The 22,741-nt window shown below is 72.0% G+C and carries 23 protein-coding genes; 13 read left to right on the top strand and 10 right to left on the bottom strand.

Annotated features, from left to right (window positions below; translation table 11 throughout):
* Positions 1-141: 141 nt before the first annotated feature.
* The 4 genes from H295_RS0136110 to H295_RS0136095 are packed head-to-tail and all read right to left on the bottom strand — an operon-like array spanning position 142 to position 3,135.
* Entirely contained in the window at positions 142-888 is a 747-nt protein-coding gene (locus tag H295_RS0136110; protein ID WP_020140230.1) for a hypothetical protein, read from the bottom strand.
* The gene (locus H295_RS0136105; protein WP_020140229.1) at positions 885-1,826 is read right to left on the bottom strand and encodes a hypothetical protein; all 942 of its coding nucleotides are present in this window, start codon (positions 1,824-1,826) and stop codon (positions 885-887) included. The genes H295_RS0136110 and H295_RS0136105 overlap by 4 nt, the downstream gene beginning before the upstream one ends.
* On the bottom strand, positions 1,823-2,746 hold the full coding sequence (locus H295_RS0136100) for an ABC transporter ATP-binding protein (RefSeq protein WP_020140228.1): 924 nt from the start codon (positions 2,744-2,746) through the stop codon (positions 1,823-1,825). Before H295_RS0136100 ends, H295_RS0136105 begins: the two co-directional genes overlap by 4 nt.
* Positions 2,743-3,135, bottom strand: a complete 393-nt coding sequence (locus tag H295_RS0136095) for a GntR family transcriptional regulator (protein WP_020140227.1) — start codon at positions 3,133-3,135, stop codon at positions 2,743-2,745. Before H295_RS0136095 ends, H295_RS0136100 begins: the two co-directional genes overlap by 4 nt.
* A gap of 122 nt (positions 3,136-3,257) precedes the next feature.
* Here H295_RS0136095 and H295_RS0136090 point away from each other — a divergent pair, with 122 nt between their 5' ends.
* The 5 genes from H295_RS0136090 to H295_RS0136070 all read left to right on the top strand — a co-directional run bounded on the left by H295_RS0136090 (position 3,258) and on the right by H295_RS0136070 (position 7,973).
* Positions 3,258-3,800: an RNA polymerase sigma factor gene (locus tag H295_RS0136090; RefSeq protein WP_020140226.1), complete on the top strand. Its 543-nt coding sequence runs from the start codon at positions 3,258-3,260 to the stop codon at positions 3,798-3,800.
* Positions 3,801-3,838: 38 nt separating this feature from the next.
* A complete protein-coding gene (locus H295_RS0136085; protein ID WP_028810064.1) occupies positions 3,839-4,666 on the top strand; it encodes a membrane protein in 828 nt (275 codons plus the stop codon).
* A 79-nt stretch (positions 4,667-4,745) separates the two neighbouring features.
* Positions 4,746-5,606 carry an ABC transporter ATP-binding protein gene (locus H295_RS0136080; RefSeq protein WP_020140224.1) on the top strand — a complete coding sequence of 287 codons (861 nt, stop codon included), beginning with the start codon at positions 4,746-4,748 and terminating at the stop codon, positions 5,604-5,606.
* Positions 5,603-7,144 (top strand): hypothetical protein, encoded by a 1,542-nt coding sequence (locus H295_RS0136075; RefSeq protein ID WP_020140223.1) that lies wholly within the window; start codon positions 5,603-5,605, stop codon positions 7,142-7,144. Before H295_RS0136080 ends, H295_RS0136075 begins: the two co-directional genes overlap by 4 nt.
* A 169-nt stretch (positions 7,145-7,313) precedes the next feature.
* Entirely contained in the window at positions 7,314-7,973 is a 660-nt protein-coding gene (locus H295_RS0136070) for a hypothetical protein (RefSeq protein WP_020140222.1), read from the top strand.
* A gap of 158 nt (positions 7,974-8,131) precedes the next feature.
* Here the strand turns inward: H295_RS0136070 and mshD are convergent, their stop codons facing one another.
* Positions 8,132-9,058 carry a mycothiol synthase gene (gene mshD, locus H295_RS0136060; RefSeq protein ID WP_020140220.1) on the bottom strand — a complete coding sequence of 309 codons (927 nt, stop codon included), beginning with the start codon at positions 9,056-9,058 and terminating at the stop codon, positions 8,132-8,134.
* A gap of 145 nt (positions 9,059-9,203) precedes the next feature.
* On the opposite strand from mshD, the gene H295_RS0136055 reads away from it, so the two are divergent.
* The 8 genes from H295_RS0136055 to H295_RS0136020 all read left to right on the top strand — a co-directional run bounded on the left by H295_RS0136055 (position 9,204) and on the right by H295_RS0136020 (position 17,876).
* Positions 9,204-11,003 carry a bifunctional metallophosphatase/5'-nucleotidase gene (locus H295_RS0136055; protein WP_020140219.1) on the top strand — a complete coding sequence of 600 codons (1,800 nt, stop codon included), beginning with the start codon at positions 9,204-9,206 and terminating at the stop codon, positions 11,001-11,003.
* 435 nt (positions 11,004-11,438) lie between these two features.
* Complete coding sequence (locus tag H295_RS0136050; protein WP_051135673.1) at positions 11,439-12,632, top strand: ATP-binding protein; 1,194 nt, start codon at positions 11,439-11,441, stop codon at positions 12,630-12,632.
* Entirely contained in the window at positions 12,629-13,474 is an 846-nt protein-coding gene (locus H295_RS0136045) for a roadblock/LC7 domain-containing protein (RefSeq protein ID WP_020140217.1), read from the top strand. Before H295_RS0136050 ends, H295_RS0136045 begins: the two co-directional genes overlap by 4 nt.
* Positions 13,467-13,850 (top strand): DUF742 domain-containing protein, encoded by a 384-nt coding sequence (locus H295_RS0136040; RefSeq protein ID WP_028810061.1) that lies wholly within the window; start codon positions 13,467-13,469, stop codon positions 13,848-13,850. The genes H295_RS0136045 and H295_RS0136040 overlap by 8 nt, the downstream gene beginning before the upstream one ends.
* A gap of 1 nt (position 13,851) precedes the next feature.
* Positions 13,852-14,412, top strand: coding sequence for a GTP-binding protein (locus tag H295_RS0136035; RefSeq protein WP_020140215.1), 561 nt, complete (start codon positions 13,852-13,854; stop codon positions 14,410-14,412).
* A gap of 10 nt (positions 14,413-14,422) precedes the next feature.
* Positions 14,423-15,778, top strand: a complete 1,356-nt coding sequence (locus H295_RS0136030) for a cytochrome P450 (RefSeq protein WP_020140214.1) — start codon at positions 14,423-14,425, stop codon at positions 15,776-15,778.
* A 92-nt stretch (positions 15,779-15,870) separates the two neighbouring features.
* Positions 15,871-17,121, top strand: a complete 1,251-nt coding sequence (locus H295_RS0136025) for a cytochrome P450 (RefSeq protein WP_020140213.1) — start codon at positions 15,871-15,873, stop codon at positions 17,119-17,121.
* The gene (locus tag H295_RS0136020) at positions 17,118-17,876 is read left to right on the top strand and encodes an enoyl-CoA hydratase/isomerase family protein (RefSeq protein ID WP_020140212.1); all 759 of its coding nucleotides are present in this window, start codon (positions 17,118-17,120) and stop codon (positions 17,874-17,876) included. The genes H295_RS0136025 and H295_RS0136020 overlap by 4 nt, the downstream gene beginning before the upstream one ends.
* Positions 17,877-17,891: 15 nt before the next feature.
* Here the strand turns inward: H295_RS0136020 and H295_RS0136015 are convergent, their stop codons facing one another.
* The 5 genes from H295_RS0136015 to H295_RS0135995 all read right to left on the bottom strand — a co-directional run bounded on the left by H295_RS0136015 (position 17,892) and on the right by H295_RS0135995 (position 22,727).
* Positions 17,892-19,355 (bottom strand): sensor histidine kinase, encoded by a 1,464-nt coding sequence (locus H295_RS0136015; protein ID WP_028810060.1) that lies wholly within the window; start codon positions 19,353-19,355, stop codon positions 17,892-17,894.
* Positions 19,352-20,089, bottom strand: a complete 738-nt coding sequence (locus H295_RS0136010) for a response regulator transcription factor (protein ID WP_020140210.1) — start codon at positions 20,087-20,089, stop codon at positions 19,352-19,354. The genes H295_RS0136015 and H295_RS0136010 overlap by 4 nt, the downstream gene beginning before the upstream one ends.
* 99 nt (positions 20,090-20,188) lie before the next feature.
* Complete coding sequence (locus H295_RS0136005; RefSeq protein WP_020140209.1) at positions 20,189-20,380, bottom strand: hypothetical protein; 192 nt, start codon at positions 20,378-20,380, stop codon at positions 20,189-20,191.
* Positions 20,381-20,408: 28 nt separating this feature from the next.
* A complete protein-coding gene (locus H295_RS0136000; protein WP_020140208.1) occupies positions 20,409-21,572 on the bottom strand; it encodes a S1C family serine protease in 1,164 nt (387 codons plus the stop codon).
* Between the two features lie 132 nt (positions 21,573-21,704).
* The gene (locus tag H295_RS0135995) at positions 21,705-22,727 is read right to left on the bottom strand and encodes a LacI family DNA-binding transcriptional regulator (RefSeq protein WP_078616851.1); all 1,023 of its coding nucleotides are present in this window, start codon (positions 22,725-22,727) and stop codon (positions 21,705-21,707) included.
* Between the last annotated feature and the right edge of the window lie 14 nt (positions 22,728-22,741).

Here is a 22,741-nt window from a genome sequence, read left to right as displayed (position 1 = left end):
CGGGTGACGGCCGCGGGGGTGGAGGCCGCGTGGCGGTTGCTGACGGCTGGGGCGGCTGAGGCGGCTGGGGCTGCCACCCCTGAGGGCAGGGTGGTCCGGTTGCCGGGGGCAGGACCGGCGCCCGGGGTGGGGCTCTGCTCGTCAGAGGGTGATGCGGCGCAGTCGCCAGTAGGCGGCCAGGGTTGCCAAGGCTGTGAGCGTGAGGACCAGGGCCGTTTCCGTGAGGTGGGCGGGCCAGAAGGCCGTGGAGGGCAACGGGTTCGGGCGGTGGTGTTCCAGGGTGCGGTTGAGGAGGCTGGTGAGGGCCAGCGACAGGGCCAGAGCGGGCAGGGCGCGGCCCAGCAGGAGGCCGGTGAGCGCGCCCACGGACAGGGCGCACAGGCCGTACGCCACCACCAGGGGGCCGTGGTCGGCGAACACGTCGTTGAAGGCGAGGCTGTCGCCCATCAGGTCGCGGTGCGCCGACCAGGCCCAGCGGTAGACGGGGACGAAGACCGCGCCGCCCACGACGAGCGCCGCCGCGGGCAGGGCGAGCTTGGCGGTGAGCCAGTGCCTCGGGGTGACGCCCTGGGTCCAGGCGAGCCGGGCGGTACCGCTCTCCAGCTCGCGGCCGATCAGCGCCCCGCCCGCCCAGGCGGCCACGGCCCAGTAGCTGTAGTACATGAACGTGCTGGTCCAGCCCATCGCGCCGCTGTAGGCGTGCCAGGCGTCGATCCCGCACAGGATCCCGTTGTCGGGGCAGGCGTCGAGCGTCTCGCGGACGGAGTCGGCCGTGACCTCGGTCAGCCACACCAGGTAGCCCACCGAGCCGAGCACGAACACCGTCCACACGAGCAGTGCCGTGCGGTGCAGCCGCAGTACGGTCCGGGGCAGGGCCGGCGCGCTCATCCCGTCGCCGCCCGTCTGCGCAGGAGGCCGAACGCGAGGGCGACGGCCACGGCGGTGAGGGCGAGCAGGACACCTGTCTCCAGGAGCTGGCGGGGCCAGTAGTCGGAGGACGGCAGGTACTCGCGGGAGAAGCCGACGACGTGGTGCTGCGCGAGGCAGGCCTTGTCGTCGTAGCAGTCCGGGTCGGCGACGCGGGCGCCGGTGGAGGTGATCGCCCGGCTGCGGGAGTGCAGCTCGGGCGCCTGGTAGCGGCCCTGGAAGGGCCAGTGGTTGCCGCGGAAGGCGTAGACGAGGAAGTAGGCGAACCCGCTGAAGGCGAGCGCGGGCAGGGTGCGGCGGACCGCGAGGCCGATCAGGGCGCCGAGTGCGAGTCCGAGCAGCGGGGCGGCGACGGTGGCCGGGCCGAGGGAGAAGTAGAGGGCGCGGGGCTGGATGCCGGCGATCAGGAGGTTGCTGTGGGTGGACCACAGCTGGTGGTACAGCAGGGTGAGCAGGCCCGTCCCCACGACGGTGAAGGCGGCCGGTACGGCGAGCTTCACCGCGAGCCAGCGGACCGGCGAGACCGACTGGGTCCAGGCGAGCTGGGCGGTGCCGGTCTCCAGTTCCCGGGCGATCAGCGGGCCCCCGGCGAACAGGGCGACGGCGAAGGAGCCCAGGGTGAGCAGGGTGTCGGCGTAGTAGAACCGGCTGCTGTACTCGTCCGCCGAGCCCATGGCCATGATGAGCCCGGAGTAGCCGTAGGTGTCGAGCGCGCGTTGTGCGATGTCGGCGCCGGGGCCGAGGAGCCAGAGCAGGAGCCCCGCGGTGCCGGCCACGAAGGCGAGCCAGATGCACAGCGCGCCGCGGTGCAGGCGCAGGACGGTGCGGACCAGGCCGCGGGGCCGGCCGCCCCGGGGCGCTGCGGGGGCGGGGGCGGTGGCGAGGGTCGGGGCGCTCACGCGGTCACCGCCTGCGGGGCCGGGGTCGTGCTCGGGGTGAGCAGCGCGGGGGCTGCGGGGGCGCGCAGATGGGCGAGGACCAGTTCCTCCAGGGAGGGTTCCTCGGTGGCCCAGCCCTCGTCGACCGGTCCGTCCCGGCGGATCAGGGCGGTGAGGCCGCGGCCGGCCGTGCGGGACTCGATCACGGTGTGCCCGCTGCGGGTCAGATCCTCCGGGGTGCCGCGGCCGGTGACCACGGTGTGGGCGGTGAGCAGGTCGTCGATGCCGCCGCCGAGCCGGACCCGGCCGCCGCCCAGGAGCAGCAGGTGGTCGCAGGCGTCGGCGAGCTCGGCGACGATGTGCGAGGACATCAGCACGGTGGTGCCGTGTTCGGCCGCGTCCGCCATCAGGGTGCCCATCAGTTCGTGCCGGGCGAGCGGGTCGAGGTCGGCCATCGGCTCGTCGAGGAGCATCAGCTCGGGCCGCTTGCCGAGCGCGAGGGCGAGGGCGACGCGGGTGCGCTGGCCGCCGGAGAGCGAGCGGATCCGGGACTTCGGGTCCAGGCCGCCCTGCTCGACGATCCGGGCCGCGCAGGCGGCGTCCCAGCGGGCCGGGTTCAGCTCGGCGCCCATGCTCAGGGTCTCGGCGATGGTCAGCTGGGGGTAGAGCGGCTTGTTCTGGGCGAGGTGGGCGACCCGGTCACGGTGCTCGCCGGGCGCGCCGCCGAGGACGGTGAGCGTGCCGGAGGTGGGCCGCAGCAGGCCGGCGGCGATGGCGAGCAGGGTGGACTTCCCGGCGCCGTTGGGTCCGACCAGTGCGCTGATGCGGCCCGTGGGCAGCCGGAAGGAGCAGCCGTCGAGGGCGGCGCCCCGTCTGCCGTACCGCTTGCCCAGGCCGGACGCCTCCAGGGCGACGGCCGGGGTGGTGCTGGTGGAACTCACTGGTCCCCCTTCGGGAAGTGTTCGTCGAGTACGGCGGTGAAGAACGCGTCGACGTCCTCGCGCCCCAGGCCCGCCGACCGGGCCCGCGCGGCCCATTCGCCGAGCTCGGCACGGAGGGGGATGTCGGCGGCCTGGACACCGGTGCCGAGCGTGCCGCGGACGAAGGTGCCGAGGCCGCGGCGGGCCTCGACGAGGCCTTCGCGTTCCAACTCGCGGTACGCCTTGAGCACGGTGTTCGGGTTGATGGCGGTGGCCTCCACGACCTCTCGGGCCGTGGGCAGCCGGTCGCCCGGTTCCAGCAGGCCCAGCCGCAGGGCCTGCTTGGTCTGCTGGACGATCTGCACGTAGGTGGCGACGCCGGAGCGCCGGTCGATGCGGTACTCGACCACGCGGACAACCACCCTTTCACTAATTGAGTAGTGAAAGGGTGGTCCAAGGGGTCCGGAAAAGTCAAGCGAGGATTTCCCGTCGCCGCGTGAACCGGTCAGCGGGGGTCGTCCGATGAAGGGGCGTGAGGGAGACGAGAAGCGACGGAGAGCTGCTGCGGGCCATCGCCGCGGACGCGGACCGGCGCGCCTTCGAGGAGCTGTACCGGCGGTACGCGCCCTGGCTGCTGGCCAGGCTGCGCGGCCGGTGCGCCGATCCGGGCCTGGTGGACGACGTCGTGCAGGAGACCTTCCTCGCGGTGTGGCGGGGGACCGCCCGCTACCGCGAGGAGGGCGATGTGGCCGGGTGGCTGTGGCGGATCGGCTCGCGCAGGCTCATCGACGCGCTGCGCGGCGACGGGGCGCGGGGGCGGCTCCGGCAGGCCCTGGCCCGGATCCGGCACCGCGACGAGGAGTCCGCGGAGGAACGCGTGCTCGCGGGGGTGGAGCACGGAGACCTCGCGGGCGCCCTCGTCCGGCTCTCCCCGGAGCTCCGGGCGGTCCTCCAGGCCACGGTCATCGACGGTCTGACCACCCGGGAGGCCGCCGTCCTGCTGGGCATCCCGCCCGGCACCGTCAAGACCCGGGCGATGCGGGCCCGCAAGCAGTTGCGGGAGGAGCTGGCATGAGCACGAGTACCCCCGACATCCCCGAGGGAGGTGGCGGCATGACCTGGCATGTGGCCGAGGACGATCTACGGGCCTACGTCCGGGGCGAGTTGACCGCCCCCCTGCTCTGGTCCGCCGACACCCACCTGGCCGCCTGCGCCGCGTGCCGGGCGCTGCTGGCCGGCGTCACCGACCCGGTCGCGCTGGACGCCGGCTGGGAGCGGCTGGACGCCGAGCTGGACGCACCCCGGCCGGGATGGTTCGAGTCCCTGCTGGTCCGGGCCGGGATCGCCGACCACACGGCCCGGCTGCTGACGGCCACCCCGGTGCTGCGCCGCTCCTGGCTGGCGGCCGTGGTGTTCCTGCTGCTGGCCACGGTCGGCGTGGTGCACACGGCCGGTTCACCGGCCCTGTTCCTCGCCCTCGCCCCGCTGCTTCCCCTGGCCGGTGTCGCGCTGTCCTACGGCCCGGCGCTCGACCCGACGTACGAGATGGCGGTCGTCGCGCCCCTGCACGGCTTCCGGCTGCTGATGATCCGCACGCTCGCCGTGCTGGCCGCGGGCCTCGGCCTCAACGGGCTCGCCACCCTCGCCCTGCCCGGCTACGGCCTGCGCGCGCTCGCCTGGCTGCTGCCCGCGCTCGCGCTCACCGCGACCGGCCTCGCCCTCACCCCGCGGCTCGGCCCGGTCCTCGCACCGTCCCTGGTCGGCGGCGCCTGGATCGCCGTCCTGCTGGCCGCGCAGGCCGCACAGGAGCGGGACGCCGGCTCGCTCGCGCCGTTCACCGCGGCCGGCCAGGGCGTGGCCGCGGCCGTCGCCGCGCTCGCCGCCGGGCTGCTCTTCGTGGTCCGCGACCGCTTCGACCTCTTCAACGGGAGCGCGGAATGACGGCGGCCCGGGGGACCGCCGTACGCACGACTGCTCCGATCACGGCGATCACCCGATCGCCCTCACTCAGGGGGACCGCATGACCACCACCGTCACCGCCTCGGGGCTCGGGCTCCGGTACGGCGGGACCCGTGCCCTCGACGACGTGTCGCTGCGGCTCACGCCCGGTGTGACCGGGCTGCTCGGGCCCAACGGCGCCGGGAAGACCACCCTGCTCCGGGTGCTCGCCACCGCCGTGCCCGCCGACCGGGGCTCCTTCACCGTCCTCGGCCACGACCCCGGCACCTCGCGCGGCCGCCGGCAGGTCCGCCGCTCGCTCGGCTACCTGCCCCAGACCCCGGGCCTGCACCCGGACTTCAGCGCCTTCGAGTTCGTCGACTACGTGGCGATCCTCAAGGAACTCACCGACCGCACCGCCCGCCACTGCGAGGTGCGGCGGGTGCTGGAGGAGGTCGACCTGGGGGACGTGCGCGGCAAGCGCATCAAGAAGCTGTCCGGCGGGATGCGGCAGCGGGTCGCGCTGGCCGCAGCCCTCGTCGGGGACCCGGGGTTCCTCGTCCTCGACGAGCCGACCGTCGGCCTCGACCCCGAACAGCGCATGCGGTTCCGGGAGTTGATCGCCGGGGCGGGAGAGGGTCGGACGGTTCTGCTGTCCACCCACCAGACCGAGGACGTGGCCATGCTCTGCCACCGCGTCCTGGTCATGGCCCGCGGCCGCATCCTCTTCGCGGGCACCCCCGCCGAACTGACCGCCCGCGCGGCCGGCCGGGTGTGGAGCAGCACGGAACGCGCCCCGGGTGCGAAGGCGGGCTGGCGCACCGGCACCGGCTCCTTCCGCAACGTCGGAGACCCGCCCGCGGACGCCGAGCTCCTCGAACCCACCCTGGAGGACGGCTACTTGCTGACCCTGGACGACGCGAGTGCGGAGGCGGCGGCGTGAGCGTGCTGACGGAGACGGCGGCCGGGACCGCCGTGCACGAGACGGATCCGCGGCCGTCGTGGGCGGCCGTGGTCGCGCTCGCCCGCTTCGAGGCGCGGGACCTGCTGCAGTACCTCCCGGTGGCGGCGACCCTGCTGCTGTACGTCGGCTGGACCGCCTGGACGCTGTTCCACTCCAAGGACGGCATGGACGCCTACCCCGCCCTCCAGGACGTCGACCGGGAGACCCAGACCGGGCCCCTGCTGCTGGGGATCGCGCTGTTCGTGTGCGTCAACCGGTGCACGCTGCGCTCCCGCCGGCGCGGCACCGACCGGCAGTTCGACGTGCTGGTCATGGAGCCGTGGCGGCGGACGGTCGCCCACGTCCTGTCGGTGGTGCCGTTCGCCGCCGTCACCGCGCTGGTCGTGCTCGGCGAGTTCACCCGGCAGGCCCTCAGGCCCGGCGCGGTGGGCCACGGCTCGCCGGCCGAACTGGCCGTGGGCCCGCTGTTCGTGCTGCTGTGCGGGGCGCTCGGGGTGCTGCTGGCCCGGCTGGTGCCGACCGTGTTCGCGGCGCCGGTCGCGGTGATCGGTCTCGTCGTCGTGAGCGTGTTCGTCTCCGCGAGCACCGGCGGCGCGGAGTGGTCGCGTTGGCTGTCGCCGGTCGTGGACGAGGTGAGCGGCACCACCGTCCTCCCCTCGGACCTCCTCGGCCGCCCGGCCGCCTGGCACGCGCTGTATCTGACGGGGCTGATCCTGCTGGTGGCGCTCGTCGCGGTGCTGGTGAGCGGGGGCCGCACGTGGTCCCTGCGGGCCGGTGCGGTGGGTGCCCTGGTGCTGACGCTGGTGGGGGCGGTGGCCCAGTCCGGGGGTGTGTCACCGGAGTTGGCGGCCGCGCGGGAGCGGGCCTCGGTCGCCCCGCAGCGGGACCAGTCGTGCGTGCGGCGGGCGGGCTCGACGTACTGCGCCTTCCCCGAGTGGACGGGCCGCGCGGACGACTGGGCACGGACCGTGGACCGCGTCCGGTCCCTGGCCGGCGGTGCGGCCGCCCGGCAGCCCCTTCTCGTACGGCAGCGGGTCGAGGCGCGGTACGGGCTCGGCGGTGACTCGGCGATCCCGGCGCTCACCACGCCCGGCCAGGTGACCGTCGGCACCCGCTGGGGCGGCAACCGGGTCCCCGAGTTCGCGGTCGGGGCCGCCTCGGTGCTGGTCGCCGGGTCCGAGGCGAAGGGCGGTGAGCTGTGCGACGGGCGGGTGGTCACCGTCATGTGGCTCGTCCTGGGCGGGTCGGCCCATCCGCTGACCGACCTCGCGGCCGTCCGCATCGACGACAGCGTCACCGGCGCGGCGAGCGTGCTCGCCCCGACCGACGGGCTGTCCATGTCGGCCGCCCAGACCGATGTCGTACGGGAACTGCTGGACCGCCCGCGCGACGAGGCGACGGCGGCCGTGCGGCGGAACTGGACCGGCCTGACGACACCCGGGGTCACGACGACCCACGTGGCACGGCTGCTGGGCGTCAAGGCGCCGGAGGGGGCGAAGGACTGTGCCGGGGAGTGAGGGGCGGAGGGATGCGGTGGCCGAGGTGACCGAGGTGACCGAGGTGGCTGGAGGGGGCGAGGCGGGAGGGCCGCGGTCCGGTGTGAGCCGGGGGCGGGTCTTGTCGGCGGGGCGCGGGCCGGTGTGGCGGCGGGGGAGCGCGGCGGTCGAGGGGGCTGGAGTGGTCGGGGTGGGGCGGCTCCGGTCCGGCCTGAGCCGGGGGCTGGTCGTGGCGGTGGGGCGGACGGTGCCGTGGCGGGTCGTCGGGGTCGGCGCGGTCGCGGGGCTGCTGGTCGTCGGGCTGCCGAGGCTGCTGGGCGGGACGCCCGACGAGTGGCTCGGGCTCAACCTGCTGCGGGCCGCCGCGCTGGTCTTCGCCCTCGGCCTCGCCTTCCTCCTGGACGACCCGGCCCGCCGGCTCACCACCCCGGTCCCGACCCGGCGGTGGGCCCGGACCGCGCTGCGCGTCGCACTGGTGGCCCCGGTCGCCGCGGTGTGGTGGACGGCCGCGCTGCTCCTCGTACCGGCGCGGAGTCGGCCCCCGGTCGGCCCGGTCACCCTCGAAGCCGGGGCCACGGCCGCCCTCGCCCTGGCCGCCGCGTCCGTGGTCGTCCGCTTCACCGAGGAGCCCGAGCCGGGCGCGTCGGTGGCGGCGGGCCTGCTGACCCTCGCCCTCCTCGCCCCCGCCCTGATCCCGTCCCGCTGGGCCCTGTTCGTCCCGGTCGGCGACCCCGCGTGGGCGGCGGCGCATGTGCGGTGGGCCGTGGTGCTGACGGCCGCGCTCGTGACGGCGGTGGTCTGTGCGCCGGAGCCGGTACGCAGCCTGAGGCGGCTCCGCGCGGCGTCGTGAGGGGGCGTCGACGGGGGCGGGGGTGTCGTGTGCTGAGGCGGTGCCGTACCGGCCCACGGGGATGACGCGTGTTCAGACGGAGCCGTACCGGCCCACGGGGGTGGCCGACAGATCGCCGAGAACCAGCGCGACGAGCTCGCTCAGCCGCACCGGGAGGCTCACGTCTCCGTGCGGTACATCAGGTCCGTCTCGTACGTCGTGAAGCCGAGGCGCTCGTAGACCGACACCGCCGCCTTGTTGTCGGCGTCGACGTACAGCATGGCCGTGGGCAGACCCTGGGCGGCGAGGTGGCGCAGGCCGATCGTGGTGAGGGCCTTGCCGAGGCCGCCGCCCTGGGTGCCGGGGCGGACGCCCAGGACGTAGACCTCGCCGAGCTGTTCGGCCGCGTGGACCTTGGTCCAGTGGAAGCCGACGAGTTCACCGGCGCGGAACGCCAGGAAGAAGCCGGCCGGGTCGAACCAGGGCTCGGCCATGCGGTCGTCGAGGTCGCGCTGGGTGAGCGAGCCCTGCTCGGGGTGGTGGGCGAACGCGGCGGCGTTCACCGTGAGCCAGTCGGTGTCGTCCTCGCCGGGCACGAACGCACGGACCGTCACACCGGCGGGCAGCACCGGGTCGGGCAGCTCCAGGCCGGCCAGCGGGCGCCGCATCTGCCGTAGCTCACGGAAGAGGGTCAGACCGAGGACCTGGGCGAGATGGCGGGCGGCGCTGTGGCCGCCGTGCGCCCACACCCGCAGCCGCTTGCCGGACGCGGCGAGGAGCGCGGAGCCCAGCGCGCGGCCGTGCCCGTGGCCGCGGTGCCCGGGGTGCACGACCAGCTCCGCCGCCGGGGCCTCCACCGGGTCGGTGTCCTCCAGCTGGGCGTAGCCGACCAGTTCGTCGCCGACGTACAGGAGCAGATGGGAGACGCCCTCGCGGGCGCCGCCGCGCAGCTGCAACCGGCCCTGTTCGGACACCGCCTGCTGACCGTCGGCCTCCGTGGCCTCGGCGAGGAGCGCGAGGACGGCCCCGGTCTGGTCCGGCGAGAGCGCCGACAGGGTTTCGAGGGAACGGGCGGTGCCGGGGCGTGCGATGTCGTCGCTGGTCATGGCTACGAGGGTAAGGGCAGGTCCGGGCAAAGCGGCGGCAAAGAAGCAACCAGGATGTAACCACGAAACCTCTGTTGCGCTACGCGCGTTGACCCTAGGCTGCGCCGGACGGGGGCACTCTCACATCCCGAACTCAGGGGGGCGTATGCCAGCCAAGTCCCAGCAGCAACCGCGCCGCAGACGCACGTACCGGCTCCTGGCCGCGGCCGCCGGTCTCGCCACCGTCGGCGCGCTCGCCGCCGCGCTGCCCGCCGGCGCGCACGACAACAAGCACGGCAAGCCGCTGCCCAGCCGCTACCAGGACGTCCAGCTGCTGTCCTTCAACGACCTGCACGGCAACCTGGAACCGCCGTCCGGTTCCTCCGGCCGGGTCACCGAGCTCCAGGCGGACGGGACCACGAAGACCATCGACGCCGGCGGTGTCGAGTACCTCGCCACCCATCTGCGGGAGGCGCGCAAGGGGAACGCGTACTCCGTCACCGCCGCCGGTGGTGACATGGTCGGCGCCTCGCCGCTCGTCTCGGGTCTCTTCCACGACGAGCCGACCATCGAGGCGCTGAACAAGCTCGACCTGGACGTGACGAGCGTCGGCAACCACGAGTTCGACGAGGGCGCCAAGGAACTGGCCCGGCTCCAGAACGGCGGCTGTCACCCCACCGCCGGCTGCTACACCGACAAGAAGTTCGAGGGCGCCGACTTCCCCTACCTCGCGGCCAACGTGCTCAGCGAGAAGACCGGCAAGCCGATCCTCAAGCCGTACTGGGTGTGGAAGAAGAAGGGCGTCAAGATCGGCTTCATCGGCGTCACGCTGGAGGACACCCCGGGTGTCGTCTCCGCCGAGGGCGTCAAGGGCCTGAAGTTCAAGGACGAGGCCGAGACGATCAACAAGTACGCCCGGGAGCTCCAGAAGCAGGGCGTGAAGTCGATCGTGGCCCTCATCCACGAGGGCGGCCAGCCGGCCTCGGGCTCCTACAACTACAACTGCGACTCCCCGGGCCCGGGCGACGGCATCTCCGGCCCGATCGTCGACATCGCGAAGAACATCTCGCCGTCCGTGGACGCCCTGGTCACCGGCCACACCCACGCCGCGTACGTGTGCACGATCCCCGACCCGTCGGGCAAGCCCCGCATGGTCACCTCGGCCGCCTCGTTCGGCCGTCTCTACACGGACACCACGCTGACGTACGACCGCTTCACCGGCGACATCGTCCGTACGGCCGTGAAGTCGGCGAACCACGTGGTCACCCGGACCGTCCCCAAGGCGCCGGACATGACCGAGCTGATCGGTAGGTGGAACACCCTCGCGGCGCCCATCGGCAACCGCGCGATCGGGTACATCTCCGCCGACGTCCCCAGCACCGGCACCGAGTCGCCCATGGGCGACCTCATCGCCGACGCCCAACTCGCCCATGGCAGAAAGCTCGACGCCGGGACCGACCTCGCGCTGATGAACCCGGGCGGGGTCCGCGCGGGCCTCACCTACGCGGCCAAGGGGACCGAGGGCGACGGTGTGGTGACCTACGCCGAGGGCTTCACCGTCCAGCCGTTCTCCAACACCGTGAACCTCCAGGACTTCACCGGCGCCCAGCTGGTCAAGGTGCTCCAGGAGCAGGTGAGCGGGTCGAACGAGGCTTCCCCGAAGATCCTGCTGCCGTCGGCCAACCTCACCTACACGCTCGACCTGACGAAGACCGGCGCCGCCCGGATCGTCGTCGACTCGGTGAAGCTCGACGGCACGGCCATCGACCCGGCGGCCACCTACCGGGTCGCGACCAACAGCTTCCTCGCGGGCGGCGGTGACGGCTTCACCACCCTGGGCCAGGGCACCAACGACCTCGTCGGCGGCGACGACCTGGCCGCGCTGGTGGACTACCTCACGGCCAACTCGTCGGCGACCGCCCCGATCACCCCACCGACGGCGAACCGGATCACTGTCGTTCGGTAGGGACCTCCCGTCGGCCTGGTGAAGGCGAGGGGACCGGCACCAGTCCGGTTCCCTCGCCGAGTCGGGATGCGTTTCACTCTCCGTCACCGTCGCTCGTGATCAGAACGAGCCGAGGTGCACGGCCCTTCCGTCTCTGACGGAGTATTACCAGGTCGAGACGCGGGCCCCGGAAGGCCGGTGCAGAGTGGCACGGCCGCTTCCAACAGCGTTGTGTAGCGGTCGCGTTGATGGCGTCGGACGGCCCCACCGCGGCCTCCTGTGCGAAGTAATGCGGTGATAGCATTCCCGCGTCCGCGACCTTGATCCACTCGGGTCGGGTGCCATATGGGGGTTGGCTTCCTTGCCGTGACAGCAGCCGTTTGTTCCTGGTGAATGCGCTGTGGATCATCGCGCGATAGATCCGTGATGTCTGCAACCGTGCCGGGAAAGGCTCCCATGAATCAAGTGGCACTCATATGGTGCCTGGCTTCGGTGGCGGCGTTGGCCGTTGCTGCGGCCGTGGCGCTCACTCTTCGTAGCAGAGCCCTGGGGGTGAAACTCCGGCAGGCAGAGGCCGAGGTGGCGCAGGCGCAAGAAGCCGCTCGGCGCCAAGTAGAGGCCGCCAACAGCAAGTTGGTGCAGTTCCAGCAGGAGCAGGCCGACGTCATCCGGGAAGCCGAGCAGGTGGCGGAGGACCGGACCAAGGGCGTTCTGAAGGGCTCGGCCCGCTTCCTCCAGAGTCTGGCCGCGGAGATGACGACCCTCCTGGACCGGCTTCAGCGCGAGTACGGGAACCACCCCGTTCTGAAGGACCTGCTCGAAGTCCGCCATGCGAACGCACAGATGGCACGCAAGGCAGAGGGCATCGCGGTCCTGTGCGGCGGGCCGCTCGGTCGCCGCACGAAGCCGGCGAGCATCTACGACGTGGTGCGCAGCGCCCAGGGCCAGATCCGCAACTTCCAGCGGGTCGACATCATGCAGGGCAGCAATGTCGCGCTGAAGGCGACGGCGGTCGCGCCGGTGGCTCTGACGGTCGCGGAGCTGCTGGACAACGCCGCGACGTTCTCGCAGAACGACGCGCCGATCGACGTCACGTTCCAGCGGGTGCAGAGCAACATGTGCATCGTGATCGACGACGCGGGCGTCAGCATGAGCGACGAGGACCGGCAGGCCGCGATGGAACTGCTGTCGGGCGAGACCCCGCCCCGGCTCTCCGGGCTCGGCAACCAGCCCAAGTTCGGCTTCCCCGTGATCGGCCTGCTCGCCCGTCAGCACGGTTTCGGCGTCGACGTCACCGGCGTTTCCCGGTACGGCGGTGTCAGGGCCGTGGTGCGTCTGCCCGAGGAGCTGTGGACCATGGAGGAGATGCCACCGCCCGCCCAGGACGTTCCGGTGAGCATCCGGCGCAACGAGGGCCAGCCGAGGCAGCCGCAGGCGGTCGAGCCCGTCGGACGTACCGCTCACGGACTCCCCAAGCGCGGCCAGCGCCAGACGCCCATCGCGAGTGTCAGCGACGCCGGCCGTCGGGACGACTCGTCGCCGGTGCGCGAGGTCAGCCCCAGCCGCTCCCGGCTCGCGGGCTTCCAGCGCGGCACTCTCCTGGGCCGAGAAGACGAGTCTTCGTCATTCGAAGGGTCTGAGGACCGATGACCACCGCAGATCTGTCGTGGATGGTCGAGGACATCGTGGCCAACGTCCCCGCCGCACGGCATGCCGTCGTGCTGTCCGCGGACGGCATCTCCAAGGGCGCGACGGACGGCCTGACCAGCGCAGGCGTCAGGACGATCTCCGCCGCCATGGCGGGCATGCAGTCGCTCAGCCGGGCGACGGCACGGTTCGCGGGCCCGGTGCAGAACTGGCAGTGGAATCAGACCCTCGTCGAGTTCGAGGACGGCTGGGTGTTCGTGACCGAGGCGGGCAAGGGCGCCTACCTGGCGGCCGCCGCCGCCCCCGACGTCGATCTCGGGGCGATCTCGTTCCGTATGCAACGGCTCGTCGCCCGGCTGGGTGACCAGCTCACCTCCGCACCCCGGGTCAGCGGTGCGAAGGCCGTGACGGTCGACGCCCAACTGGCCGAGGACGAGACGTCGGGCGGCCAGGGCTTCGTGCTCGCCGAGCTGGACAAGGCGGTCGCCGGGGTACGGGGAGCGCGCCACGCCGTGCTGCTCGGTACCGACGGACTGCCCAGAGGGACGACGTCGGGCATCGGCAAGGACATGGCGGACATCATCTCCGCCGCCATGTCGGGCCTGGTGGCCTACAGCCGGGCCACGGCCCAGTTCGCCGGCGGGCTCCAGGACACGTGGCGCCAGACGCTCGTGGAGTTCGAGCACGGCTGGGTCTTCCTGATCGCGGCCGGCGAGGGCGCCTACCTGGCGGCGTCGGCCGAACACGACTGCGACATCGAGATGTTCGTGTCGCGACTGGCGGACGCGGTGCCCGCACTGAACGCCGCTTCGGCACCGCAGACAGGGACGGTGGGCCATGCATGACGATCAAGAACCGGCGCTGGAACTGACGTCCGAATTAGTTCCTCTCCATGTGATCGCCGACGGCCGGGACCTGCCCGCGGACCACGAGTACTCGCGCACCGCGCTCGTGACCGCTCTGGACGAGACGCCGGCCGCGGCGCGCACGCTCACCCCCGAAGCCCGCAGGGTCATGGACCTGGTCTCCGACGGACTCCTGTCCGTGGCGGAAGTGGCCGGGCGCACACAGCTGCCCCTGGGCATCGTGCGCATCCTGATCGCGCACCTGGTCGAGGTCGGGCTGGTCTACGTGCGGCCTCCCATGCCGCGGGCCGTGGCTCACGACCGCGCCCTGCTCCAAGCCGTGGTCGACGGCTTGCAGAAGACTCTCGGAGCGTGACATGTACCTGGAACCAACCGTCACCACGGCCGTCAAGGTCCTCGTCGTGGGCCCCTTCGGGGTCGGCAAGACCACGTACATCGGCAGCCTCTCCGAGATCGTCCCGCTCCAGACCGAAGAGGAGATCACCGAGGCCAGCGAGGGCTACGACGACCTCGCGAACATGCCCGACAAGACCACCACCACCGTGGCCATGGACTTCGGGCGGCTCACCCTCAACGAGCAGCTGGTCCTCTATCTCTTCGGGACGCCGGGTCAGGAGCGTTTCAAGGAGATGTGGGAGGAGCTGTCGAGAGGCGCTCTGGGCGCCCTGATCCTCGTCGACCCCGACCGCCTGGACGAGGCGTTCCCGGTGCTGGACCTGGTCGAGAAGTTCGACCTGCCCATGACGATCGGCGTCAACACCAAGGACGGGACGCCGATGTACGCCTGCGAGGAGATACGCGAGGCTCTGCACCTGCCTCCGGAGGTCCCCGTCGTCGACGTCGACGCGCGCGATCAGCAGTCGTCGGCCCAGGCACTCATCACCCTCGTGCAGCACCTCATGTCCACGCTTGTCTAGGAGTCACGGCATGCAGAACCACCCCGACACCACCCCGGAGATACCGCCCGGCTGCCCCGCACACGGCAACGTCCCGCTGTACGGCCCGCAGTTCGGCTCCGACATCGAGGGCACCTACGAGTACCTGCGTTCGCTCGGCCCGATCGCTCCCGTGGACATCGCGCCCGAGGTCGAGGTCGACCTGGTCACCAGCTACGACACGGCGCTGAAGATCCTGCACGACCCCACGACGTTCGTCCGGGACTCCCGGCGCTGGAACGCCCTCAACGAGGGGCGGGTCCCCGCGGACAGCCCGGCGCTGCCCATGATGGGCTACCGGCCCAACGCGCTCTTCGCGGACGGCGCGCGCCACGCCCGGCTGCGCCAGGCCGTCACCGAGAGCCTGGCCACCGTCGACGAGCTCCAGCTGGTCCGGCAGGTGCAGCAGTCGGCCGGGTATCTGATCAGCAGCTTCGGCGCCCGCGGGCAGGCGGACCTGATGGCGGACTACGCCGGGCCGCTGCCGCTGCTCGTCTTCAGCGAGCTGTTCGGCTGCCCGGCGGAGATCGGCGACCGCGTCATCGCGGGGATCAGCGGCATCTTCGAAGGCACCCCCGGTGCGGACGAGACGCTCGGCGGGGCTCTGATGGAGCTGATCGGTCTCAAGCGCCGCAGCCCCGGAGCGGACCTGACGACGCGTCTGATGGTGCACCCGGCCCAGCTCACGGACGAGGAAGTGCTCCACCAGCTCGTGACGCTGCTCTCCGGCGGCACCGCGCCGCTGACGGCCGCCATCGGCACCGCCACCGCCCTGTACCTCAGCGAGGACTGGTCCGAAGGGCTCTCGGTCGAGGACGCGGTGGCCCAGACGCTGTGGAAGTACCCGCCGATCGCCAACTACGCGGCCCACTACCCCACCCACGACGTCGAGGTCGACGGCCGGACGCTGCGAGCCGGTGACCCGGTTCTCATCAGCTTCGCGGCGGCCAACAACGACCCCCAACTGGCCGTGCACCGCGAGCAGCTCAGCTCCAAGGCGCATCTGGCGTTCGGAGCCGGGCCGCACGCCTGCCCGGCCAAGGACCCGGCGGTCATGATCGTCATCAGTGCCGTGGAGGCTCTGCTCAACCGGCTGCACGACGTCGAGACCCGCATCGCGTTCAAGTCGCTCGCCTGGAGCGAAGGGCCGTGGAGCCGTTCGCTGGTGACGGTTCCCATCCGGTTCACCCCGCCCCTGGCACCGGCAGCCGCCCCCGTCGCCGCCAGGGCCACGGAGACCGTCCGCCCGGTGGCGACGCCCGCCGCACCCACCGCCTCCCGGCCGGCTCACGCCGCCCCCGCCAAGGGTCTGTTCAGCCGCTTCCTGGCCTGGACGAGGGGCGAGTGACGTAAGTAACGCTTTAAGAACACTGTGTTATTGGATGCTTCAATCATCCGGCGGGTACGTATGGCGGCTGTGCTCAGAAAGGGGCCGTCATCGTGGGAAGCGTCACGACTCCGTCGTTCGACCGCCGGGCCGCAGTGTCCCTCATCTCCCGTCTGCGGACGGAACGAGGCCAGGACAATCCCTTCCCCATCTATCAGGAACTCCGCAGTCAGGGCGCGGTCATTCCCGCGCCCTGGGGCGGCTATCTCGTGACCGGCTACGAACTGTGCGACCAGATACTGCGCAGCAGTGCCTGGCTCGAGCCCGACAAACCCTGGCGGGACCGGCAAGGACCCCGCACCCGCTGGAACGCTCCTTCAGCCCGTGAGATCAGCAGCACGCTGCCCGCCCTCAACCCCCCGGACCACACCCGGGTGCGCCGGGCGGCCGGTTCCTTCGACCGCGGGACCATCGAGCAGCTGAGCCGCACCGTCACCGAGGACACCGACCGACTTCTCGACGCGCTGGTCGACCGGCTGCGCGACGGAGAGGCGGACTTCGCGGCGCTGGTCAGCGAGGAACTCCCGATCGCCACCGTCGGCCGCTGGCTCGACCTGCCCGCCGCCGACTGGCCACGCCTTCGGGACCTGACCCACGAACAGGTCTTCACCCAGGAACTGCTCCCCACCGCCAGCCAGCTGGTCCGCTCCGATGTGGCCATGGCGGAGCTGCGTACATATTTCCTCGAACTGGTACGCGACCGTCGTACACGCTTGCACGAGGATCCCGTGTCGCAGTGGATCAGGACGTGGGACTTACTCGAACCCGACCAGGACAAGGCCGACGAACAGGTCTACTACCTGGCCCTGTTCGTCCTGCTGGCGGCGCTGGAGACCACCTCCACGCTGCTCTCGACGACGACCCTGCTGCTCGTCGAGAACCCGCACCGCTGGGACCTGGTCACCGCCGACCCCGACGAACTGGTGCCCGCCTTCGTCGAGGAGACCCTGCGCTACGACCCTCCCACCCACGTCATCAGCCGGGTGTCCGCCGCGGACTGCCTCCTGGACGGCGTCCAGATCCGCACGGACGACATGGTCCACCTCATGGTGGGAGCGGCCCACCGGGACCCGGGCAAACACCCTCGCCCCGAGGAGTTCGACCCCCACCGCAGGCCCGCGCACCTCGCCTTCAGCGGAGGCATCCACTATTGCCTGGGCGCACCACTGGCCCGGCTGGAAGCGAACACCCTGCTCCGTCAACTCGTCCGTCGCCTGCCTCGTCTCACCCTCGTGCGCCCCCCGACCCGGGCGCCCCGGGTGGCGTTCAGGCGGCTGCTGAACCTGGATGTCGACCTCGCATGAAGAACCAAGCACTCACGACCGCGCACGACGTCATATCCGTCGACCAGGACGGATCCGTACTCCACGTGCAGCTCAACCCCTCCCGGCGCGACGACACCCTGAGCATCGCCGTCGTGGACGCCCTCACCGACCTGCTCGACAACCTGGGGCCCGACGTCCGGGTGCTCGTCCTGTCGTCGCGGGGCGAGGACTTCTGCACGGGAGCCGACCGCGGCGAGTACGCGGCCGCCCTCGCGGCGGACCCCACGGGGGTCACCCTGCGGCGCATCGGCGACAAGGCCCACCGCCTGTGCCAGGCCCTGGAGAACACCGACGCCATCACGATCGGACGGCTGCACGGCGGTGTCCTCGGTGCCGGTCTCGCGCTCGCCGCCCACTGCGATCTGCGGGCGGGTGCCGACACCTGCCGGTTCCGCATGCCGGAGGTCGGAGTGGGCCTGCCGCCCGCCTGGGGAGGCGCCATGGGGCGCCTCATCTCCGAAGCCGGAGTCGCGAGGATCCGTGAACTCATGCTCACCAGTGACCCGTTCGACGCACCCACCGCCCACCGCCTCGGCATCCTCCACAAGACCGCTCCCCTCGATCAGCTGGACCAGGTCGTCGAGAGATGGACGAGACCGCTGCTGCGGCGCTCGCGCGAGGCCCTGGTCCTGACCAAACGGATGCTGGCCGGATACGCCCGCGCCGACCGCACGGCCGACGTCGCCCTCCTCGACTCCCACCTCCTGACGTCGCACCTGGCCCGGATGGGGTAGGGGCGACGTACGACCTCACGGGGTCCGCGGGTCCTGCGTCTCCGGTGTCTCCGGAGGGGGAGTCGGGGCCCCGGGGAGCCGTACGGTCGCCACCGTGCCGCCGCCGTCCGCGTGGTCCAGGGTCACCTGGCCACCGGACTGCTCGATCGTGCGGGCCACGATGGACAGGCCGAGCCCCGAGCCGGGGAGGGCGCGGGCCGACGGGGAGCGCCAGAAGCGGTCGAAGACGTGCGGGAGTTCCTCGGCGGGGATGCCGGGGCCGTGGTCGCGGACCGTGAGCACGCCGCCGTCCAGGCGGACCTCGATGGTGCCGCCCTCGGGGCTGAACTTCACCGCGTTGTCCAGGATGTTGACGACGGCTCGCTCCAGGGCGGCCGGTTCGGCCCGGGTGTACCAGGGCTCCAGCGCGGCGTCGATGGTCAGTTCGGGTCCGCGCAGACGTGCCCTGCGCAGGGCCGCCTCGACGGTGTCCTCCAGGGACACCACCTGCACGCGTTCGCCGCGCTGGCCCTCCGAGCGGGACAGCTCCTGCAAGTCGCCGATCAGGGCGGCCAGTTCGGTCATCTGCGCCTTCACCGACGCGAGCAGCGCCTTGCGGTCCGCCTCGGGGAGGGGGCGGCCGGTCTCCTCGCTGCGGGTGAGCAGCTCGATGTTGGTGCGCAGGGAGGTGAGGGGGGTGCGCAACTCGTGGCCGGCGTCGGCGATCAGCTGCTGCTGGAGCTCGCGGGAGCTGGCGAGGGAGCTCGTCATCGAGTTGAACGACCGGGACAGCCGGGCGACTTCGTCCTCGGCGTCCTCGTCGACGGGGATGCGGATGCTCAGGTCCTCCGTGCGGGCCACGTGCTCCACCGCCTCGGTCAGCTTGTCGACGGGCCGCAGCCCGGCCCGGGCAACGGCGAGCCCGGCGGCCCCGGCACCGAGCACGCCCACGCCGGAGACGAGGAGGAGGATCAGGGCGAGTTCGTTGAGGGTGGACTGGGTCCCCTTCAGCGAGGTCGCGACCATGAGGGCGGCCGGCTGCGAGGTGACTGCGTCGATGCCCTTGTAGACCGTCAGGACGCGGACCGGGTTGCCGTTCTCGTCGGTGCCGTTGCGGTAGGTGCCCGTCCTCAGGTTGGCTGCCTTGATCACGTCCTTGTCCGACCCGGTGACCTTGACCGTGCCCTCGGAGTACCGGGGGACACAGGTGGTGCCGTCCTGCCTGACCAACTGCACATAGCCGTTCCGGGGCTGGAACTCGTCGTTGTCGGTGTCGTTCTTCTGCGGGGGGCTGGCGCACACGACCACCCCGTCCGGGCCGACGCCGCGTCCGAGCATCTTCTCGAGATCGTTGTTCACCTGGTCGTACAGTTTCCCCTGCACGATGAACCAGCACGTCACCGACACCGCCGCCACCGCGAACGCCACCGCCGCCGCCACCAGGAGCGCCAGGCGGGAGCGGATCGGGAGGGACCGGTACCGCCGTACCACCCTGTTCACTCGGCGCCGCCCTGCCGCAGCACGTACCCCACGCCCCGCACCGTGTGCACGAGCCGCGGCTCGCCGCCCGCCTCCGTCTTGCGGCGCAGGTACATCACGTACACGTCCAGCGAGTTGGACGACGGCTCGAAGTCGAAGCCCCAGACCGCCTTCAGGATCTGCTCCCGCGTCAGCACCTGCCGCGGGTGGGCCATGAACATCTCCAGGAGCGTGAACTCCGTGCGGGTCAGTTCCACCGGCCGTCCCGCCCGGGTGACCTCCCGCGTCGCCAGATCCATGCGCAGGTCCGCGAAGGTGAGCGCCTCGTCGTCCTCGGCGGACGCCGCCCCGGCCGCCGCCGCGTAGGAGGACCGCCGCAGCAGCGCCCGGACCCGGGCGAACAACTCGTCCAGTTCGAACGGCTTGACCAGGTAGTCGTCGGCGCCCGCGTCGAGCCCGGTCACCCGGTCGCCGACCGTGTCGCGGGCCGTCAGCATCAGGATGGGGGTCGTGTCGCCCGCGCCGCGGATCCGCCGGGCGGCCGTGAGCCCGTCCATGCGGGGCATCTGGATGTCGAGGACGACCAGGTCGGGCCGGTACGCGCCCGCCTTGTCGAGGGCGTCGGCCCCGTCCACGGCGACCTCGGTGTCGTAGCCCTCGAAGGCGAGGCTGCGCTGAAGTGCTTCGCGTACGGCCGGCTCGTCGTCGACGATCAGGATGCGCTGGGGGTCACGGTCGCCTTCGGCGGGGCTCATGGCTTCGGATTCCTCGGGTGCGGTGGGGACGGCGGGGAGCCGGCGGGTGAACGCTTTCAGCCTCGCACGGTTCCCGCCCGGTGCGACAAGGGCACGGGGTCAGCGGGTGGTGCTGCGACGGCGGGCGCGGCCGGCGGTCGCCCCGCGGCGGGCCACCGCCGTGGCGGTCGTCGTGGCCGCCACCTCGGGCGCCCGCGGCACCGGCGGGTGCAGTGCGTACGCCACGTCGAGGGCCAGGGCGAACCCGGCCGGATCGGCGCCGGACACCGTGTGCGAGACCTGCTGGATCATGACGTGCTCCCTACCGGGTGGAGGAGGTTCAGTTGGCGGTGCCGCCGGCCCGCAGCGTGGCCAGGTCGGACTTGACGGTGTTGATCGGGATGGAGAACCCGAGGCCCTGGCTGCCGGCCTGCGAGGAGTCCGAAGTGGACGAGTACATCGCCGAGTTGATGCCGATGATGTTGCCGTTCATGTCGATCAGCGCGCCGCCGGAGTTGCCGGGGTTCAGCGAGGCGTCGGTCTGGATCGCCTTGTACGTCGTCGTGGACGAGCCGGTGTCGCCGTTGAACTGCTGGCCGCCGAACTCGAACGGCCACTGGCCGTTGCCGCCGCCGAACCCGCCGCCCTGGTTCTGCTGCTGCTGGCCCTCCTCCGTGGAGACGGTGACGTCCCGGTTGAGGGCGGAGACGATGCCGCTGGTGACGGTGCCGGTCAGGCCCTCGGGGGAGCCGATCGCCACGACCTGGTCGCCGACCTGGACGCCGTCGGAGTTGCCGAGGGTGGCCACGGTCAGACCGGAGGCGTTCTCCAGCTTGATGAGGGCGAGGTCCTTCTTGGGGTCGGTGCCGACGACCTTCGCGGTGTAGGTCTTGCCGTTGCTGGTGCTCACCTTGATGGTGGAGGCGCCGGCGACGACGTGGTTGTTGGTGATGATCTCGCCGTCGCTGGTGATGATCACGCCGGATCCGGTGGACTCACCGGAGTTCGAGGTGGCGTTGATCTCGACGATGCTCGGGCTGACCGCCTTGGCGACGCCGGCGACCGTGCCCTTGGCGGAGGACGGCACCACGCTGGTGCTGGTGCTGCTGGAGGTGACCGTGTCGTTGCCGGTCAGCTCCTGGATGCCGTAGGCGGTGCCGCCTCCTATCACCGCGGCGACGATGGCCACGGCAGCGAGGAGGGCGATCGGGCCGCGGGAGCGCCGCTTGGGCGTCGGGGCGGGCCCGGCGGGGGGTGCGGTGTGGAGAGCGGTTCCGCCGCCGTTGCCGTCGCCGCCGTAGGACCCACCGCCGCCGTACGAACCTGACGCGTAGGCGGCCGGCTGCTGGATCGGCGTCGTGGGCTGGGTGTGCTGTGCGGGCGGCTGGGCCGGCGGGGGCGGCCACTCCGGGTTCACGGGCGACGAAGCGTGCTGCTGCTGGGCGCCCTGGTGGGGGTTGTCGTACTGCTCGTACTCGCCGTCGCGGCGGAAGCTCTCGGTCATGTCACACAGCTTGTCCGGCGACCATGAGAGCTGGCTGAGTGCTCCCTGAGAAGCCCGACAGAACCTCGTATGCCCGATATAAGGCCGCTGCTGGGCCTCCGGTCAGGTGTTCTCAGACGGTCTTCAGATACCTCACCCGCAGCCGCAGGACCGCCGTACGACCAGGCGGGAGGGGAACACCTTGACCCGCTCGCGGCGGGAGCCGGCCACCCGCAGCCCGTCGTCGAGGACCAGGTCCACCGCGGCCCGGGCCATCGCCGAGCGGTCGGAGGCGATGGTCGTCATCGGCGGATCGGCGAGCGCGGCTTCCTTGATGTCGTCGAACCCGATGACCCCGAGCTCGCCCGGCACGTCGATGCGCAGCTCCCGCGCGGCCCGCAGCAGGCCGATCGCCTGGTCGTCGGTGGAGCAGAAGATCGCGGGCGGGCGCTGCGGCCCGGCGAGGATCTCGAGGCCCACCTTGTAGGCGTCGTAGCGGTTGTACGGCGCCTCGAAGAGCCGTCCCTCGGTGGGCAGCCCGGCGTCCTGCATGGCCTGCCGCCAGCCCTCGACGTGGTCGGAGACCGGGTCGCCGACGGAGGGGGTGTCGGCGGTGCCGCCCATACAGGCGACATAGGGGTAGCCGTGGCCCAGCAGGTGCTCGACGGCGGTCTTCGCGCCGTTGACGTCGTCGAGGACGACGGCGACGTCGTCGATGGCCTCCGGCCGCTCGTGCAGCAGGACGACCCGGGCGTCCCACGCGTCTATCTCGGCGGCCGCGTTGTCGTTCAGCGCGTGCGAGACCAGGATCAGCCCGGAGACCCGCATCCCGAGGAACGCGCGCAGGTAGTGGACCTCGCGCTCGCCGATGTAGTCGGAGTTCCCGACCAGCACCATCTTTCCGCGCTCGGAGGCGGCCTGTTCCACCGCGTGCGCCATCTCGGCGAAGAACGGCTGGCGCGCGTCCGGCACGATCAGGCCTATGAGGTCGGTGCGCCGGGACGCCATCGCCTGGGCGACCCGGTCGGGCCGGTACCCCAGCTCCTTGATCGCGGCGAGGACACGCTCGCGCGTGGCCGGGGCAACCGGCCGGGGTCCGTTGTTGATGACGTAGCTGACCACCGCGGTGGACGTTCCCGCGAGTCTTGCCACGTCATCCCTGGTTACCTTGGCCACGCGCGGAGTCTACG

The organism is Streptomyces sp. 351MFTsu5.1, from assembly GCF_000383655.1.
GTDB classification, from domain to species: domain Bacteria; phylum Actinomycetota; class Actinomycetes; order Streptomycetales; family Streptomycetaceae; genus Streptomyces; species Streptomyces griseorubiginosus.
Note: the sequence above shows the minus strand (reverse complement) of the source record. Positions and strands in the feature narration are given on the sequence as shown.